Raw genomic sequence first — 15,851 nt, 5'->3', positions numbered from 1 at the left:
TCCTGCTCCGCCAGGGCGTCGGCTTCGGCCTGCTCGGTAGCCTCCTGCTCCGCCAGTGCATCTGCCTCGGCTTGCTCGGTGGCTTCCTGCTCCGCCAGGGCATCGGCGTCGGCCTGATCGGCGGCTTCCTGCTCGGCCAGGGCGTCGGCTTCGGCCTGATCTGTGGCCTCCTGCTCGGCTAGGGCATCTGCCTGGGCTTGCTCGGTGGCCTCCTGCTCCGCCAGGGCATCGGCGTCGGCCTGATCGGCGGCTTCCTGCTCCGCCAGGGCATCTGCCTGGGCCTGATCAGCTTCCTGCTCAGCGAGTGCGTCCTCTTCGCCCTGTTCGGTCACTTCCGGCTCGGCGAGATCGTCTGCTTCGGCCTGTTCGTCGTTTTCCTGCTCGATCAGGAGCTCTTCCTCCGTTTGATCAGCAGGTTCTGTCACTTGACTGAGTGTGATGGTCTCTTCATCGGTAGCCGACGACAGCGTCGCCTGGACAAAGGCCGGGCTCATCAATGACAGCGAGGCCAGAATGACCACGGGCTTCCTGAAAAGGCGCATACGACGTTTCATATCGATTCTCCTGACTCAGGCACTGCCCGGGCATGATGGCGGTTATCTGTAATCAACGGTGCCCACGCGGCTATCTTCACGCCGTAGGTGGTCGAGTAATTCCCGGCAGGCTAGCCAGTCGCTAGCTGTATTGGGAGGTGGTTCTGACCAGGAAGAGGGAGTGGTACTTGCTGAACAACGATGACTCATTGAAAGGATCAATAAGGCGAGCCGGCATGGGATCCTTCCGCCTCCTTGTCAGGTCTGTTCATTCTAGTTCTGCGTGTTCCGCCCATCTGTACGACGGCACACATAGGCATCCGGATGTTACCTGCTGCATTTCCAGGGAACCCGGTTGGCAGCATGTGCAGGATCATGAAAGGAGCCGTTCCCTTTCAGTGGGTTATCTGCGTTGGCGAGGCCATGTTCGAGGAGACACTGTATGAACCGATTCACGGGCGGTTGCCTTTGCGGCAACGTGAGTATCGTGGCGACGGGGCGCCCGTACCGGGTCGGCATTTGTCACTGTATCGACTGCCGCAAGCACCATGGAGCGCTATGACTGTGATCGTGAGGAGCCTGGACGTTCTGGTGAGTAGGTGTGGCTGAGACCTCAAAGCCCGCCCGATGCCAGTGGGGTCTCTATCATCGCCTTTGGCCTTCCGCTCAGCTCGAGGCCTCCTTTGAACGCCACTATGGCATAGCTTAGGCCCAGCCCCAGGCGAAGGCTTGGACATTATTGCGGAAAGCGATTTACCCAGGTGCCAGAGCTTAGCAAAGCGGCAGATGCAGAATGGCACCGCGCAGGCCACGCTCGTCGGCCCAGAGCTTGCCCAGGGTGATAGGCAGGCGAAAGCGGCGCTTGCCAGCCGCACCGGGATTGAACAGCAGGTGGCCCCCCTGCCATTCGTGACGCGGTTTGTGGGAGTGGCCATGAAGCACGGCATCGCACGAAGTGGCGGGATCGAAGTTCCGCAGGATATGCACCAGGTGCAGGCGCCAGCCGTTGACGGTGAGATCCAGCGTCAGCGGCAGCGCCTCGGCCCAGGACGCGGTGTCGATATTGCCGCGCACCGCCGCCACTGGTGCCAACTCCGCCAGCCGCTCGAGGATGGCGGCGTCCTCGTCCCGGCTGCCCACATCGCCCAGATGCAGGATAAGTTCGCAGCCTTCCAGCATCGTCAGGGCCTCAGGGCGCAGCAGCCCGTGGGTATCACTGATGACGCCGATCGGCAGCTCGGTAATGATGGAAGCTTTCACTTCATCCCGAAACCACGCTTGGTCAGAAATTCACGCATATGGGCACGGAGCTTGCTGTCGAACAGCGGGGTCAGATTCTTTGACCAGTTGGTGTCCTTGTTTCCGCCCTTGCGCTGGCCGTAGTAGGTCTGCATGGCGTCATCGAAAACCGCCACCAGCTCACTGTCGTCGGTGTAGTAATCCTCCTTGAGGACCGCTTCCACCGGCAGGCGCGGCTTTACGTCAGGCTCATGGGCCGGGTAGCCAAGGCACAGGCCAAACACCGGGTAGACGTGTTCCGGCAGGCGCAGCAAGTCACTCACGGCCTGGGGGTTGTTGCGAATACCACCGATATAGCAGATACCGAGCCCCTCGGACTCCGCGGCAATGACAACATTCTGGGCCATCAATGCGGTATCCACGCTGGCCACCAGCAGTTGCTCGGTCATGCCGCGCACGACGTTGGCGCCGATTCGCTCGGCAGCCTCGGTGGGTCGCTTCATGTCGGCACAAAACACCAGGAAATCGGAGGCGGTAGCAACGTAAGTCTGGCCGCCGGCCAGCTCGGCGATCTGCTCGCGGTTGGCCGGGTTCTTCACGTGAATGACGGTGTAGGCCTGAACGTGGTTGGACGTTGCAGCGGCCTGGCCGGCACGAATCAGTTCGAGAAGCAGTTCGTGCGGCACTTTCTGGTCTGTGAATTTGCGAATCGAGCGGTGGGATTTCAGCAGTTCGATGGTGGAATTCATGTCGCCTCGCGGAATGCGTGTCGATAGTTAACCTGCTTAGTATCTTTCATTCTGCGGCCCATTACATCGTTGCGCCACCATGGAGGAAGCAGGTAGGCGTGCCTCCCGCGCAGACAGCGTGTTAGCGTGGCGAACTTCCCCACCCATTGCCAAGAGCGTACTCCTGCATGGAAGAGATCGGCCTGAGATGGCTGCTGGGTCAGGGTGTCAGCCTGATCGCTCTGGCACTGTGCCTGGTGGCCTTCGCCAGCAAGCGCGATGATCGGCTGTTCGTGCTGCTGCTGTTTGCGAATATCGCCTTCGCCGTGCAGTTCGCACTGTTCGAAAGCTGGGTCGCCGCCGGGATCTCGGCGCTGATCGTGCTGCGCATCGCCCTGGTGCGCCGCTTCCGGCGCAACATCCTCCTAATGCTCGGCATGCTGCTTGCCACCTTGGTGGTGGCCGCGCTGACCTGGAGCGGGCCGCGGGATATCCCGGCCCTGGCTGCCGGTCTTTTGGGGACCTACGGCATGTTCATGCTGAGCGGTATTCCCATGCGTATCACCCTAGCCGCAGCGGCGCTCTGCTGGGTCGCCAGCAACGTGCTGGCGGGCTCCATCGGCGGAACGATTGCAGAAAGCCTGATCTTCCTGACCAATGTCGTCACGATGCTGCGCCTGAGGCGCGACGCACGGTTGCTGCACACGACGTGACCGAGCCAGGTGGCCTTTCCGTGCGCCTTCAAGGGCTTGTCACACCGTTTAAGCCTGTCATTTGGTTCGCACGATGAGCAGAATAATGATGCGAGCCGACCCTGGTAAAAATGGTCCACTTGACCCACTGTCCCGCCGGGTAGTGAGATAAGTCCTACCGCCATGCGCAGCGGCACCCCGCCTTGCGCCAGTCCTGAGGCTTTCATGCGAAAGATTCTGCTCGTCGACAACGGTTCCCTGCGCCCCCAGGCCACGCTCAACCTGCGCCGCCTGGCACATGCCCTGAGCCAGGCCACTGGCGAAGCAGTGGAGGCTACCTCGCTGCTGCATTCCAACAAGATTTCCCCCGAGAAACTCGATGGTCACAAGGCCGTGACCCTGGGCCCCCTGGCGGAACGAGAAGCCGCGCGGGGGGTGACCGAGCTGCTCATCCTGCCGTTCTTCTTCGGCCCCAGCCAGGCGCTGACTCATTACCTGCCCGAGCGCCTATCCGAGGTTCAAGCCAGCTACCCGCAGCTCGGCGTCAAGGTAGCCCTGCCGCTGGTGGATAGCCAGGCGCCAGTGGATCTGCGCCTGGTACAGCTGCTGGCGGAGAACGTTCGCGAACGCATGGCGGGGCTATCGCAGCCGAAGGTGGTACTGGTGGATCACGGCAGTCCGCTCCCGGAGGTGACGGCGGTGCGCAACTACCTTGCAGGGCAGCTCAGCGTGCTGCTTGCCGATGAGGCCAGCTGCGTCACTTTCGCCTCCATGGAACGCCGCCAGGGAGATGCCTATCGCTTCAACGAGCCACTGCTGGTCGACCTGCTCGCCTCTCCCCCCATGGCCCACGGCGACGTTATCCTGTCCATGCTGTTCCTTTCCCCCGGGCGCCACGCCGGCGAAGGGGGCGATATTGCCGAGATCTGCGAACAGGCAATGACCCGGTCCCCCGACCTGCGCGTCACCATCACCCGCTTGGTGGGTGAGAATGACGCCATCGTGGATATCCTCGTAACCCGACTGCAGCAAGCCCTGGCAGGTGAGCCGCTGCTGGCGGAACTAGCCCCCTTCGGCGCTTCTTCCTGACCCTTGTCGGCCAATTTCGGCAACCAGCCAGACGGCACGCTGGCTGTTTTGCTGCGCACCGCTTCAGTGGAAGCCGTCATCCATGGCGACGACCCATGCGAGCGATGTAAATCAAATGCAAATCGCACGCAAAGGCAATACCAAACAACTGAATTCAAAGGAAAATTGACCAATTTCTCAATTAACCCTAGGATGGATCGGATACCCCTGCACGACGAAAAAAGGATTCGCATGAAAGGCAAGCAGAACATCATCGATGCCCTGAATGGCCTGCTGGCGGCAGAACTCGCCGCCATGGACCAGTACTTCATCCACTCCGAGATGTACGCCGACTGGGGGCTTGGCAAGCTCCATGAGCGAATCGCCCATGAATTCGACGATGAAAAGGGGCATGCCAAGCAGCTTATCGAGCGCATCCTGTTCCTTGAAGGCAAGCCCGATATGCATACCCGTACCCCGGTTCGCGTCGGCCAGGACGTGGAGGAAATGCTGGGCAACGACCTCCAGCTCGAGTACGAAGTGGGCGATGCCCTGAAGGAAGCCATCGCGCTGTGCGAGCAGGAGCGGGACTTTCAGACACGCGACGTACTGCTGGGGCTGCTGGCCGACACCGAGGAGGATCACGCCTACTGGCTGGAGCAGCAGCTGCGGCTGATCAAGATGCTGGGCAAGCCGAACTACCTGCTCTCCCAGATGTGAGCCACTGGACCTCGTCAGGGAACTGACCAGCGCATGCTGGGCCGGATGCAGCCGCGGTCAAGCATGACGCGCCCCCGAGCCCCACACAGACGATAACGAACGGGGGCTTGGCGAGCGTTCATGGCGTCTCGCACGCATGCAAGGAAGTGCCAATTAGTGCCCGGCGAGGTTCGGTGGAAATGACGTGCGCCATGTGCGACACAGTGACGCATGAGGTCAAAAGCAAATGGAATCATGCATCACGACAAATAGGATGGTCGGCGGGACACTCCCCCACGAACCCGCTTTTCATGGAGAGAAAATGAGCATGAGAAAAACGCTGACTGCGCTGGCAATATCAAGCTTCGTCCTTATCGGTGCAGGCCAGGCAACTGCCGGCCAAAGCGCACAGATTACCGAAGCGGATGTCGTTCAGGCCCAGCAGACCTGGGGCGAAGCCATCGTCGCCATCGGCGAGGCGTATACCTCGCAGGAGGACTACGAAGCACTGGCGGAGGAGGTCGTCGACACCCTTTACGGCTATGACCAGGGAACCGTGCTTTTCAAGCCCACCAAGGCGTCGGAATTGCAGTTCCGCTCAACCAAGGAAGAGGTATTGTCTTATTTCGTGACGGGAGCCGTCTCGGAGGATGGCGGCTTCGCCATCCAGCCCTGGAGCAACGTACGCTTCGAGAACCACGGCATCATTCTCGATGAGGACTCTGCCATTGCCATGGGCAACTACTACTTTACCGAGGTCGACTCCGGAGAAGAGGTCAAAGTGGAATACACCTTTGGCTATTTCCAGGACGAGGATGGTGACCTGCGCATCAGGCTTCACCACTCATCGCTTCCCTACTCTCCGCAACACTGATCCCTACACTTCAGGTCTCTGAAAGCCTGGCCCCGCATGGCGGGGCCTTCAGCCCCCGCCTTAATCCCCTGAGCCCGGCCTTTGTACGCTGACGAACATACGCCGGCCCCCGATCTGCGTATGCTGAGGTACATCCACTGATCTTGGTGGAGACCTCTCGTTGACTGTCGGCCGTCTCGGCCGGGACCTTCCTGTCGCCTCCTCTGGGTCCAGACCTGAGGTTTGCGATTCATGCTTCCTGACTCCCTTCAAGCCATCCTCGGCTCCGCCACTCCTCCTGATGATGCCCGTCAATCGGCCGTTGTGTACTGCGAAAACAACTTCACGCGCATCGATGGCAAGACAGCCAACGGCTTGGTGCGCAGCAGTGAGCGGTATCGCATCCTTTCCGTCATCGACAGCACCCTGACCGGCGAAGACGCGGGCACCGCCCTGGGCGAGGCGGCGGCAGGCATTCCCATCGTGGCCGATCTGTCGGCGGCGCTCACAGCGGCCGATAGCCTTCCCGACGTGCTCATCTTCGGGCTTGCCCCGCTGTCGGGGCTCATGTCCGAGGCGGACCGCGCGGTGGTGCTGGCGGCCGTGGCGGCTGGTGTCGGCGTGGTATCCGGCCTGCACGAGTTCCTCGCGGACGACCCGGAAATCTCGGCGGCCGCACTCGCCAGCGGTGTTGCGCTGCATGATATCCGCCGGCCTCGCCCCACCAAGCATCTGCGCATGTTCGATGGTGCGATCGACAGCGTCGATTGCGTACGCATCGCCATACTCGGCACCGATGGCGCGATCGGCAAGCGCACCACCTCGACGCTGCTCACCCAGGCACTCAACGATGCCGGGATTCACACCGTGATGGTAGGGACGGGGCAGACCGGCCTGATGCAAGGCGCCGCCTATGGCGTCGCACTCGATGCCATCCCCGCTCAGTTCGGTGTCGGCGAGCTGGAAGGGGCGGTGCTCGCCGCCTATGAAGGCGAGCACCCTGCCGTCATCGTGATCGAGGGCCAGGGTGCCCTCAGTCACCCCGCCTACCTGAGCTCGACGGTGGTGTTGCGCGCCAGCCGGCCACAGGCAGTGATCATGCAGCACGCGCCGGCCCGCCAAATGCTCAGCGACTACCCGCAGGTGCGCATGCCCTCCCCCTTATCGGAGATCGAGCTCATCGAACGGTTCGGCAAGACCAGGGTCATTGGCATCACCATCAATCATGAGGACATGACCCGGGCGGAGGTCACGGCGGCCATCGCCCGCTACGATGCCGAGCTTGGCCTCCCCGCCACCGACGCGCTGTGGCACGACCCCTCGGCACTGGTGGCAATGGTCACTGCCGCCTTTCCTGCACTCAAGGAAGGCAGGCAACTGGCAATGGCATGACCTGCCCTCGCATTGAAATCGATCTGACCAAGATCGAGGAGAACGCTCGCACACTGGTCACTCTCTTGTCCGGGCGCGGCATCGATGTCACCGGCGTCACCAAGGCGACGCTAGGCTCGCCCGAGGTGGCGAAGGCCATGATCGCGGGTGGCGTGGTGCGTCTCGGTGATTCGCGCCTCGAAAACCTCGAGGCGCTTCGCGATGCGGGTATACAGGCACCCCTGACGCTGCTGCGATCGCCCACGCCGGACCAGGCAGACCGGACTGTGGCCTGCGCCAGCCTCAGTCAGGTGAGTGAACGTGATGTCGTGGAGGCATTGTCAGGGGCGGCGGGCAGGCACGGGGTGGTTCACGGCCTGGTGCTGATGGTGGAGCTGGGCGACCTGCGCGAGGGCGTACTGCCAGAGAATGCACTCGACTTCGCCCGGCACATTTCGCTTACGCCTCATGTGGCACTTGCTGGCCTCGGCACCAACCTGGCGTGCCGGGCTGGCGTCGTGCCCAGCGCCGACAACATGGGTGAGCTCTCTGCACTCGTGAACCGGCTCGAAAGCGAACTGGGCCAGCACCTGTCCCTCGTTTCCGGCGGCAATTCGGCCAATCTCGCCTGGGCCATCGCAGCGCCCGCTGGCCGAATCAACGACCTGCGGCTCGGCGAGTCGATCCTGCTGGGCTGCGACCCGCTCACGCGAATACCCCTGAACGGCCTGCACGCCGATGCTTTCACCCTGGTGGTGTCCGTCATCGAATCACTGGCCAAGCCGACAGCGCCACGCGGTGCAACGGGTGAGGCTGCTTTTGGCGTACCGACGCAGACAGGCGAGCGCGGCACCATCATTCAGACAATTGCCGCCATCGGACGTCAGGACGTCGACCCGGATGGCCTGGCCCCTCCACAGGGCATCAGCGTGCTCGCCGCCAGCAGCGACCATCTGGTGCTGGAATCGCAACATCACCTGCCACCCGGCACGGAGATCCGCTTCGGCCTTGATTACTCGGCGCTGCTGCGTGTGATGACTTCACCGTTCGTGGCGACCGCCCTCTTCGCTACGACATGCCTGCCGACTTTGATTCGGCCGTCTCCCCCACCCGTCCCTCCCCCTTCACCCTCTCCTTTCGCAACTCGACCCTAAGCCACTCTTTGATACTCACCGGGCCCAGAGCTGCCCGAGCCCAGGCGGCCCAGCCAGGCAGCGGAACCTCGAACGCCCAGGTGCATGGCAGAATTATCTTGACTCGCTTCACGGGTGTCGCTAAGTTGAAGTCACTAGCGTGGTCTGACCATCAGATCATAGAACCACGGAATCGAGCCCGGAACAGAGTCACAGCCTTATGAAAATTGAGCCGCTTGAGAAGAAAAGTTTGAGTGACGATGTCGTGGCCAAGATAAAGTCCATGATCGTTAGTGGTGAGCTCAAAGAAGGCGACCGGATCCCAAGTGAAAGGGAGCTGTGCGAACAGTTTGGTGTGAGTCGCGCCTCTGTTCGGGAAGGGCTGAAAATCCTATCCCTCCAAGGACTGCTTAATAGAACCAATGCTGGAACCGTTATTACCACAAACTTTTCTTCCATCCTTGAGGAAACACTTGCTCTAAAAATATTGCTGGACGACTGCAGCTACGAAGATGTCACCGAAGCCAGAATGTTTCTGGAAAAGGCCATGGTTCGCCTGGCGGCAAAAAGGATAACGAACAGCGATATAAGCATCATGTCACAGCAACTGGAGCTTATGGTAAAGGCCGAAGAAGAGGACAATAATGACGAGTATGTCCTGGCTGACATCGCTTTTCACCAGCAAATCGCGAAGGCATCCAATAGCCGGGTATTGGCCAGCTTATACAACTCCATCATCACGTTGGTATTCCGAACCCAGAAAAGCGTCGGGTACGACAAGCCTGTCATGAAGGAATCTATCAATTTCCATGGAAAAATACTGGAGGCCTTGAAACAACACAATGAGGAGCGTGCAGAACAAGAAATGCAGCTCCACCTGCTCGACGTCCAGGAAAGGCTAAACCATCTCGTCAAAACTGAAATAACAAAAGCCGGAGTTTAAATATGTACGTCCGTTATGAACATAACAACAACACATACGAAGGATACATGAAGGATGGCCTCGTCACGAAGCTTGAAGGAAGTATGTTCGAAAACCCTGAGCTGAGCGATGAGACGGTACCTGCCTCCTCAGTCACGTTACTCCCACCTTGTCAGCCAACAAAAGTGGTTTGCGTAGGTCTTAATTATCTGGATCATGCCAAAGAAATGAATGAAGCGCTGCCTGAGGCACCGCTGCTGTTCCTGAAACCACCGACTACAGTTATTGCACACGAAGATGACATCGTCGCACCCAGTAATACTGGGCGACTTGACCATGAGGGCGAGCTGGCCATTGTCATTGGGAAGAAAGCAAAAAACATTTCAGCCAATGAGGCAGAGGGAGCAATATTCGGGTTTACTTGCGCCAATGACTTCACCGCTCGCGCAATTCAACTGAGCGACAAGCAATGGACACGTGGAAAGTCCTTTGACACATTTTGCCCACTGGGTCCGGGCATCGTAAGCGATATCAATCATAAAGATGCTAAAATCCAGCTAACCGTAAACGGCGAGGTCCGACAAAGCTCCAACATCAACATGTTCATATTTGGTGTCAACGAGATCGTAAGTTATGTATCGAAGTGCATGACTCTACTGCCAGGCGATGTCATTCTCACCGGCACGCCCCATGGGGTTGGCCCGGTCAATAGCGGTGATGTAATGTCCGTAACGATTGACGGAATTGGCACCCTGACTAACGCGTTAAAAATCGCATAAAAAGAAAAACCTTGCAGCAGGCATGACGGTGGCGTCGCATCACAACGATGGTGCTAGGCCTTGCTGTATAAAAATAACAGAAATGAAAAGAGAGACAATATTGTGAACCCCTCGGTCTTGATGACAGACACGATCTTTCCTGACACACTGGTTGAGCAAGATGTGTTCCAAAAAGAAAGCATCGACTTCAGGCTAAGCCCTTCTGGCGAACTTGCCAGCCTAGGCGAACTGGGAAAAGATGCTGATGCGCTCTTGGTCGTTTATGCCGACGTAAGTGCAGAGCTCATTGAGCAGCTGGATCGCTGCAAGATAATAGTGAAAGCCGGCATCGGATATAACAACATAGACGTGGAGGCGGCATCGAGAAAGGGAATCATCGTTGCTAACGTTCCGGACTATTGCCAGGATGAAGTGGCAGACCATACCTTCGGAATGTTCCTTGCTCTGGTGAGAAAAATCTGCCACTTGGATAGCCAAGTCAAGCAAGGTGTTTGGAATGCCAACCAGGCGAAAAGCGTGCCTCAGCTCAGAGGAAAGAAGTTTGGCTTGCTAGGCTGTGGTGCCATCGGACAGCAGGTGGCTCTACGAGCCAGGGCTTTTGGCTTGGAAGTTGTGGGCTATGACCCATATAGTTCACCCGACCTTCTCGCTCAACACCACATCAGCCAGATAGAAGACTTCGATGAGTTTCTTCATGAAGTCGACTTTCTATCCTTACATCTCCCACTGACAGAGGACACCAGGCACATACTAAATAAATCAACATTGTCGAAAATGAAAGAAACCTCCGTTGTTATCAACACATCCAGAGGAGGGCTCATACAGGAAAATGACCTTTTTACCGCGCTGATAGAAGGCCGACTCGCCGGAGCAGCCATGGATGTACTGGAGAAGGAACCTCCAGAAGGTGCGCCTGAGCTCTCCAGCCTGGATAATGTTGTCATCACTCCTCACACGGCCTTTTTATCCCAAGACTCTGTAGCAGCATTAAGAAAAAAAGCATCACAGGAAATAGTCAGAACAATAAGAAATGGGAAAGCCAGCAACCCTGTAAACTAAGCAAAATACCAAGAAAGCCATCAATACAAGGACAACAATATGAACATCAAGAAATCAGGCTCTGCAATAGCAGGCCTTGTGGCTGCCACCACCTTGTTTGCAGCATTGACAATGAGTGCATCCGCACAGTCTACCGTTAACATCAAGTTCGCCCACAATGGGAATACGAACCCTGACGACCCTCAGAATGTTGGTGTTAACGCCTTCAAGGACATGGTGGAAGAGCGCTCCAACGGTGCAATCAGTGTTCAAATATATCCAGCCGGCCAGCTTGGGGATGCCAGAACAATTGTCGAAGGCATACAGCTGGGCATGATTGAAATGGCTGATGTCGAAAATGGACCGATGGGTGGGTTCGTGCCAGAAGCCATGCTGTGGGACCTTCCCTTCATCTTCCGTGACATTGAGCATGCTCATACTGTCCTGGATGGAGAAATCGGCAGGTCCGTTCAGGAAAAATACACGGACGTGGGGATCAGGCATCTAGCGTATAACGACGGGGGATTCAGATACTTCACCAATGACCAGCGACCCATCCATACAATGGAAGACCTGCAGGGTCTTAGTATTCGCGTGATGGAAAGTGAGGTCATGGTCGACACGATCAATGCATTTGGTGCTTCAGCCGTACCAATGTCATTTGGCGAGCTTTACACGGCACTACAACAAGGTGTTGTTGATGGCCAGGAAAATCCGATGAACCTCATTTACAGCCAACGTTTTTATGAAGTTCAGGATTACCTCTCCCTTAGTGGGCACTTTTATTATCCAAGGCAGTATATTGCTGCCGAGAAGTGGTGGCAGACACTGGATGAAGAGCACCAGGAGATCATATCCCAGGCATCCGTGGAAGCAAGCAATATCCAGCGTGAATCCCTTGTTGAATACGAGGTCGAGATGCGAAGCGTGCTTGAAAGCAATGGCATGAAAATCAATGAGGTTGAAAAAGACGCATTTATTGAGGCCGCAGCTGAACATATTTATCCTAGCTACTATGAAATGCTGGGCAGCGGCGATGCATCGCGAGGTGAAGAGCTCATCAGGGCCATCATGGCGACTGAATAAGCATTGCACCGGGGTGCCAAAGCCATGGCACCCCGGTGTCCTTCTTTCGGCCTGATCAACTTATAAGGAAATATTGGTGGATAACAAAAAGACGTTTAGCCCAATATTCTACCTGGACACGTTTCTCAAGTCATGCCTGGTTGCCATGATGATTGCCATCGCATCATTGACATTTTACCAAGTCGTCATGCGCTACGGGTTTAATAAATCCAGCTCATGGAGCGAAGAGGCTATTCGGTTTATATTCATCTGGTGCAGCTTTCTGGCGATTGCCATGGGAGTGCGTGAAAAAATACACATTGGCATCAACATCATAGTCGGGCTCTTCAGTAGAAAAATACAGCTCATGATAGAGATAATTGGATACCTTGCCATAATGTTCTTTTCGGGACATTTGGTTTACTACGGCTGGAAAGTTGTACTCGCAACAAGGTTTCAATCATCTCCCGCACTAGGCATCCCCATGAGCTGGGTGTATTTTTCAGTACCCACGATGGGCGCACTTATATTTTTTTACTGTCTGGTCGGGGCAGTCAATTCTAAAAATAATTTAAAAACAATGCGCAAGGGGCCATGACATGTTGACTGTACTTCTTACTGTGCTTGTGGTCTGTTTCATGATCAACATCCCAATTGGCTTTGCCATGGGGCTTGCAGCATTAGCCAGCTTGCTGGCTTCAGGCATGATGCCCATCGAGATGCTGCCGCAACGCATGGTGGCCGGCATTAATTCCTTCCCTCTACTTGCCATTCCTTTATTCATGATGGCCGGATCCATCATGGAGCGTGGCGGTATATCAAAACGAATCGTTGGCTTGGCGAGTGCATTGGTCGGGCACTTCAAGGGCGGACTCGCCGCTGTTTCAGTCATGGCTTGTACGTTTTTTGCTTCTATTTCCGGATCGGCTCCCGGCACCGCTGCGGCCGTCGGCGAACTGACCATTCCCGAAATGGTAAAGCGCGGATATTCAAGGCCGTATGCGTCTTCTGTCGTTGCCTCCGCTTCATGCCTTGGTGTCGTGATTCCACCTAGCATTACCTTTATCCTGTTTGGTATCGTTGCCGATGTTTCCATCGGGCAATTGTTTGTGGCTGGTATCCTGCCTGGCGCCATGCTTGCTGGCGCACTGATCGCTGTCAGCATCATACGCTCTCATCAACTGGGCTATCCTGCAGAGCAAAAGCAGAGCTGGCGGCAACGCTGGAAAAAGCTGCTTGACTCCTCCTGGGGAATCTTGATGCCCATCATCATTCTTGGTGGAATCATGACAGGGGTATTCACGCCGACAGAATCGGCTGGCATCGCTGTCGTATACGGCCTCTTTGTCAGTATTTTCATTTACAAGGAGCTTGGCTGGAAAGATATCACCCCGGTCTTCTACAAGGCATCATTGAACTCGGCAATGATCGTGCTTCTCATTGCCGTTGCCAGTCCCTTTGGCTGGATCATGACTATCGAGCAGGTCCCACAAATGGCCTCCAGTACCATCCTGGGGTTATCAACCAACACTTACATTATCTTGATGCTGATGATCCTGATGTATCTGATTCTCGGCACGTTCATGGAAACTGGAGCTATCATTCTGCTGGTTGTGCCTATATTCACCCCTATCGCCCAACAGCTCGGCATCGACATGGTTCACTTTGGTGTCATTACCGTCGTGGCGCTGGCTATTGGCATGGCAACACCACCTGTAGGTATTACTCTATTTGCCACTTGCAGTATTTCCGGCGTCTCTATTGGGCAACTGTCTCGCATGATAATTCCTTTCCTGGCAGCCCTTATCGGATGCCTGCTTCTGCTGGCCTTTGTACCAGCTATCTCTACCTTCCTTCCGCAACTTGTGTTCTGAATACACCAAGGATTGTATCAGCCTCCGCCAAGTGGGCGAATGTGATGTATGGAAGGCATCACCTGCCGGAACTCCTCCCGATAGGCCGCTGCGTGCTGCTCCGGATCCGCCGGGAAGCGCCCCAGCTCCACGGCAAGATCGAAGAAGCCCTGCGCTGGTAGGCCCTCGCCCCGGCGGCTGACAACCAGCGCTGCGATGAAGGGCTGCCCCTGCTCGGCATCTTCACGCATCAGGGTTTCCAGGGCATGTGCGATGCGCTGGATGGTGCGCGGGGGCTTGAGGCCCAGCGCCTCGGCGAGCTGCTGATAGGTCATCGGCAACATCGCCTCGGGTGCCGTTTCGAGCACCTTGCGGACTTGACCTGCCAGAGGAGTATGGGGCTCTGCTCTCATGATCATGTCTCGGGTTGACCGCTTCTGGTTACCCTGGCGGCCTACTCGTCTCCCCTCTTGTTGTTGTCGCTTTCCTCATCGTCGGGCTTGGTCGAGCCCTGGTGTCCCAGGCGGGATGCCTCATCGAGGCGCGGGTGGTTGTCCAGGAACTCGCGGTGCGGGTCCGGCAAGGCATCCAGCGCCTGGAGGGTGTGCGTCAGCACGTGGATGGCGGCCAGCACGTCCTGGGTGTTACCGGTTTCGGAGATGGTGTGCATGTTGCGAATGGGGAAGCCGATGGAGGTGGCGGCGCAATCTACGGCAGCCAGCACACCGGCCATGCCATCGGTCCCGGTGTCGGCGCCAACGATGTCCCGCTGCATGGGAATACCATGTTCCCGGGCAGTGGTCTCGATGATGCGGTTGAGCTGCTCGCTGGCAATGGCACCCACCGACATGGTGAAGCCCTTGCCCATCTCCAGCGGCTGCATGCGCCGGTCGCCGATACCGGGGGCCGCCACGTAGTCGTGGTTGACGTCAACGCCGATCACCACGTCCGGGCGCAGTTCCCCGGCCAGCACACGGCTTCCGAAGCGGCCGATCTCCTCGTAGCTGGCGATGGCGAACAACACGCGCACCTGCTCGGTACCGCCGGCCTCGGCGATCAATCGCGCCACCTCGGCGGTGACGAAGCAGCCCAGGCCGTTATCCAGGTAGGCGCCGTAGAAGGTGTCGGGGCTGAAGCCGGGACGAATGGGGCGGTCGAAGATGATGGAGTCGCCGGGACGCACGCCGAGATTGAGCACTTGCTGCTTCTTGTTCTCGCCGTGGATCTGCAGGTCGAGGTAGATCTGCTCCTTCTTTATACCCTTGCGGCCTTCGCGCTGGGCCGGGTCGGAGAAGTGGATGGCGCCCAACGCTTCCACGGTGCCGCCCTGGATGATGCGATAATGGCCCGGCACCTGGGGGTCCTCGCTGAACAGCTTGACCTCGTGGCCGACCAACACATTGGGCAGGAAAGCGTCGGTGTTGATCCAGATCTTGCCATCGTCACCGATGCTGCGCACCTGCATGCGGATCTTGTCGGCGTGGCCGATGATCATCACCTTGAACAGGTCGTCCCGGCCGGGGTGGGTGTCCAGCACCACGCCGGCATGCCCCTTGTACTGGTGTAGATGCCAGTCGCCGGGGGCGAAGGTATCGAAATAGGGCTTGAGCACACCGTAGGTCATGGCGCCCTCCAACCCTACGGGGCTGGGAGCATCCAGAATCTGCTGCATCAGGGTGAACTGCTGCTCCGGCATGGGCTGGGACCAGGGCTTGGTGGTTTCTCTCATATGCTCCTCTTCACTCTCTTCGGGTCAGTAACGACCCTAGTCTGACAGATTCCATGAGATCCGACCTTCCGGGCGCAGGGCGGCCAGTTGTAGCTGCTGCCATCGAGTAGGAGGGGGAGTCGCCTCCCCCGTCCTCTCACACCACCGGG

Annotated in this window: 17 protein-coding genes; 12 read left to right on the top strand and 5 right to left on the bottom strand. The window is 57.6% G+C overall.

Annotation, left to right across the window (positions count from 1 at the left end; translation table 11 throughout):
* From KZO25_RS19735 to nfsA, 3 genes are all read right to left on the bottom strand, one after another.
* A partial coding sequence (locus tag KZO25_RS19735; RefSeq protein WP_223138212.1) for a hypothetical protein occupies window positions 1-554 on the bottom strand: 554 nt, incomplete at its 3' end.
* Window positions 555-1,304: 750 nt separating this feature from the next.
* Window positions 1,305-1,793 carry a metallophosphoesterase family protein gene (locus tag KZO25_RS19730; RefSeq protein WP_223138211.1) on the bottom strand — a complete coding sequence of 163 codons (489 nt, stop codon included), beginning with the start codon at window positions 1,791-1,793 and terminating at the stop codon, window positions 1,305-1,307.
* A complete protein-coding gene (gene nfsA / locus KZO25_RS19725) occupies window positions 1,790-2,521 on the bottom strand; it encodes an oxygen-insensitive NADPH nitroreductase (RefSeq protein WP_066444212.1) in 732 nt (243 codons plus the stop codon). The genes KZO25_RS19730 and nfsA overlap by 4 nt, the downstream gene beginning before the upstream one ends.
* Before the next feature lie 167 nt (window positions 2,522-2,688).
* Here nfsA and KZO25_RS19720 point away from each other — a divergent pair, with 167 nt between their 5' ends.
* The 12 genes from KZO25_RS19720 (at window position 2,689) to KZO25_RS19665 (ending at window position 13,994) form a co-directional block, all read left to right on the top strand.
* Window positions 2,689-3,213 (top strand): YgjV family protein, encoded by a 525-nt coding sequence (locus KZO25_RS19720; protein ID WP_223138210.1) that lies wholly within the window; start codon window positions 2,689-2,691, stop codon window positions 3,211-3,213.
* A 204-nt stretch (window positions 3,214-3,417) separates the two neighbouring features.
* On the top strand, window positions 3,418-4,281 hold the full coding sequence (locus KZO25_RS19715; RefSeq protein WP_223138209.1) for a sirohydrochlorin chelatase: 864 nt from the start codon (window positions 3,418-3,420) through the stop codon (window positions 4,279-4,281).
* A 231-nt stretch (window positions 4,282-4,512) separates the two neighbouring features.
* A complete protein-coding gene (bfr, locus tag KZO25_RS19710) occupies window positions 4,513-4,980 on the top strand; it encodes a bacterioferritin (RefSeq protein ID WP_066444197.1) in 468 nt (155 codons plus the stop codon).
* Window positions 4,981-5,281: 301 nt separating this feature from the next.
* Entirely contained in the window at window positions 5,282-5,833 is a 552-nt protein-coding gene (locus KZO25_RS19705; RefSeq protein WP_223138208.1) for a phosphoribosyl-AMP cyclohydrolase, read from the top strand.
* Between the two features lie 231 nt (window positions 5,834-6,064).
* Window positions 6,065-7,204, top strand: a complete 1,140-nt coding sequence (locus KZO25_RS19700) for a DUF1611 domain-containing protein (protein WP_223138207.1) — start codon at window positions 6,065-6,067, stop codon at window positions 7,202-7,204.
* A complete protein-coding gene (locus tag KZO25_RS19695; RefSeq protein WP_223138206.1) occupies window positions 7,201-8,337 on the top strand; it encodes an alanine/ornithine racemase family PLP-dependent enzyme in 1,137 nt (378 codons plus the stop codon). The genes KZO25_RS19700 and KZO25_RS19695 overlap by 4 nt, the downstream gene beginning before the upstream one ends.
* A 199-nt stretch (window positions 8,338-8,536) precedes the next feature.
* Complete coding sequence (locus KZO25_RS19690) at window positions 8,537-9,259, top strand: FadR/GntR family transcriptional regulator (RefSeq protein ID WP_066444194.1); 723 nt, start codon at window positions 8,537-8,539, stop codon at window positions 9,257-9,259.
* 2 nt (window positions 9,260-9,261) lie between these two features.
* Window positions 9,262-10,017 (top strand): fumarylacetoacetate hydrolase family protein, encoded by a 756-nt coding sequence (locus KZO25_RS19685; protein WP_223138205.1) that lies wholly within the window; start codon window positions 9,262-9,264, stop codon window positions 10,015-10,017.
* A 60-nt stretch (window positions 10,018-10,077) separates the two neighbouring features.
* Window positions 10,078-11,076 (top strand): C-terminal binding protein, encoded by a 999-nt coding sequence (locus tag KZO25_RS19680; RefSeq protein ID WP_223138204.1) that lies wholly within the window; start codon window positions 10,078-10,080, stop codon window positions 11,074-11,076.
* Window positions 11,077-11,115: 39 nt separating this feature from the next.
* Entirely contained in the window at window positions 11,116-12,141 is a 1,026-nt protein-coding gene (locus KZO25_RS19675) for a DctP family TRAP transporter solute-binding subunit (protein WP_223138203.1), read from the top strand.
* A gap of 76 nt (window positions 12,142-12,217) precedes the next feature.
* Window positions 12,218-12,718: a TRAP transporter small permease gene (locus KZO25_RS19670; protein ID WP_223138202.1), complete on the top strand. Its 501-nt coding sequence runs from the start codon at window positions 12,218-12,220 to the stop codon at window positions 12,716-12,718.
* A 1-nt stretch (window position 12,719) separates the two neighbouring features.
* On the top strand, window positions 12,720-13,994 hold the full coding sequence (locus KZO25_RS19665) for a TRAP transporter large permease (protein WP_066444179.1): 1,275 nt from the start codon (window positions 12,720-12,722) through the stop codon (window positions 13,992-13,994).
* 17 nt (window positions 13,995-14,011) lie between these two features.
* On the opposite strand, the gene KZO25_RS19660 is transcribed toward KZO25_RS19665, so the two are convergent.
* Window positions 14,012-14,386 carry a hypothetical protein gene (locus KZO25_RS19660; RefSeq protein ID WP_223138201.1) on the bottom strand — a complete coding sequence of 125 codons (375 nt, stop codon included), beginning with the start codon at window positions 14,384-14,386 and terminating at the stop codon, window positions 14,012-14,014.
* Between the two features lie 41 nt (window positions 14,387-14,427).
* The gene (locus tag KZO25_RS19655; protein ID WP_223138200.1) at window positions 14,428-15,702 is read right to left on the bottom strand and encodes a M20/M25/M40 family metallo-hydrolase; all 1,275 of its coding nucleotides are present in this window, start codon (window positions 15,700-15,702) and stop codon (window positions 14,428-14,430) included.
* Between the last annotated feature and the right edge of the window lie 149 nt (window positions 15,703-15,851).

The organism is Halomonas sp. ANAO-440 (assembly GCF_019915905.1).
Lineage (GTDB): Bacteria > Pseudomonadota > Gammaproteobacteria > Pseudomonadales > Halomonadaceae > Halomonas > Halomonas chromatireducens.
The sequence above is the reverse complement of the archived record's forward strand: the minus strand, read 5'-3'. Positions and strand labels throughout refer to the sequence as shown.

Bases quoted from the DNA above. Each gene is read 5' to 3' on its own strand.
- KZO25_RS19690 (WP_066444194.1), top strand. From the start codon at position 8,537: ATGAAAATTGAGCCGCTTGAGAAGAAAAGTTTGAGTGACGATGTCGTG.
- KZO25_RS19685 (WP_223138205.1), top strand. From the start codon at position 9,262: ATGTACGTCCGTTATGAACATAACAACAACACATACGAAGGATACATG.
- bfr (WP_066444197.1), top strand. From the start codon at position 4,513: ATGAAAGGCAAGCAGAACATCATCGATGCCCTGAATGGCCTGCTGGCG.
- KZO25_RS19675 (WP_223138203.1), top strand. From the start codon at position 11,116: ATGAACATCAAGAAATCAGGCTCTGCAATAGCAGGCCTTGTGGCTGCC.
- KZO25_RS19720 (WP_223138210.1), top strand. From the start codon at position 2,689: ATGGAAGAGATCGGCCTGAGATGGCTGCTGGGTCAGGGTGTCAGCCTG.
- KZO25_RS19700 (WP_223138207.1), top strand. From the start codon at position 6,065: ATGCTTCCTGACTCCCTTCAAGCCATCCTCGGCTCCGCCACTCCTCCT.
- KZO25_RS19705 (WP_223138208.1), top strand. From the start codon at position 5,282: ATGAGCATGAGAAAAACGCTGACTGCGCTGGCAATATCAAGCTTCGTC.
- KZO25_RS19715 (WP_223138209.1), top strand. From the start codon at position 3,418: ATGCGAAAGATTCTGCTCGTCGACAACGGTTCCCTGCGCCCCCAGGCC.
- KZO25_RS19660 (WP_223138201.1), bottom strand. From the start codon at position 14,386: ATGAGAGCAGAGCCCCATACTCCTCTGGCAGGTCAAGTCCGCAAGGTG.
- KZO25_RS19665 (WP_066444179.1), top strand. From the start codon at position 12,720: ATGTTGACTGTACTTCTTACTGTGCTTGTGGTCTGTTTCATGATCAAC.
- nfsA (WP_066444212.1), bottom strand. From the start codon at position 2,521: ATGAATTCCACCATCGAACTGCTGAAATCCCACCGCTCGATTCGCAAA.
- KZO25_RS19655 (WP_223138200.1), bottom strand. From the start codon at position 15,702: ATGAGAGAAACCACCAAGCCCTGGTCCCAGCCCATGCCGGAGCAGCAG.
- KZO25_RS19695 (WP_223138206.1), top strand. From the start codon at position 7,201: ATGACCTGCCCTCGCATTGAAATCGATCTGACCAAGATCGAGGAGAAC.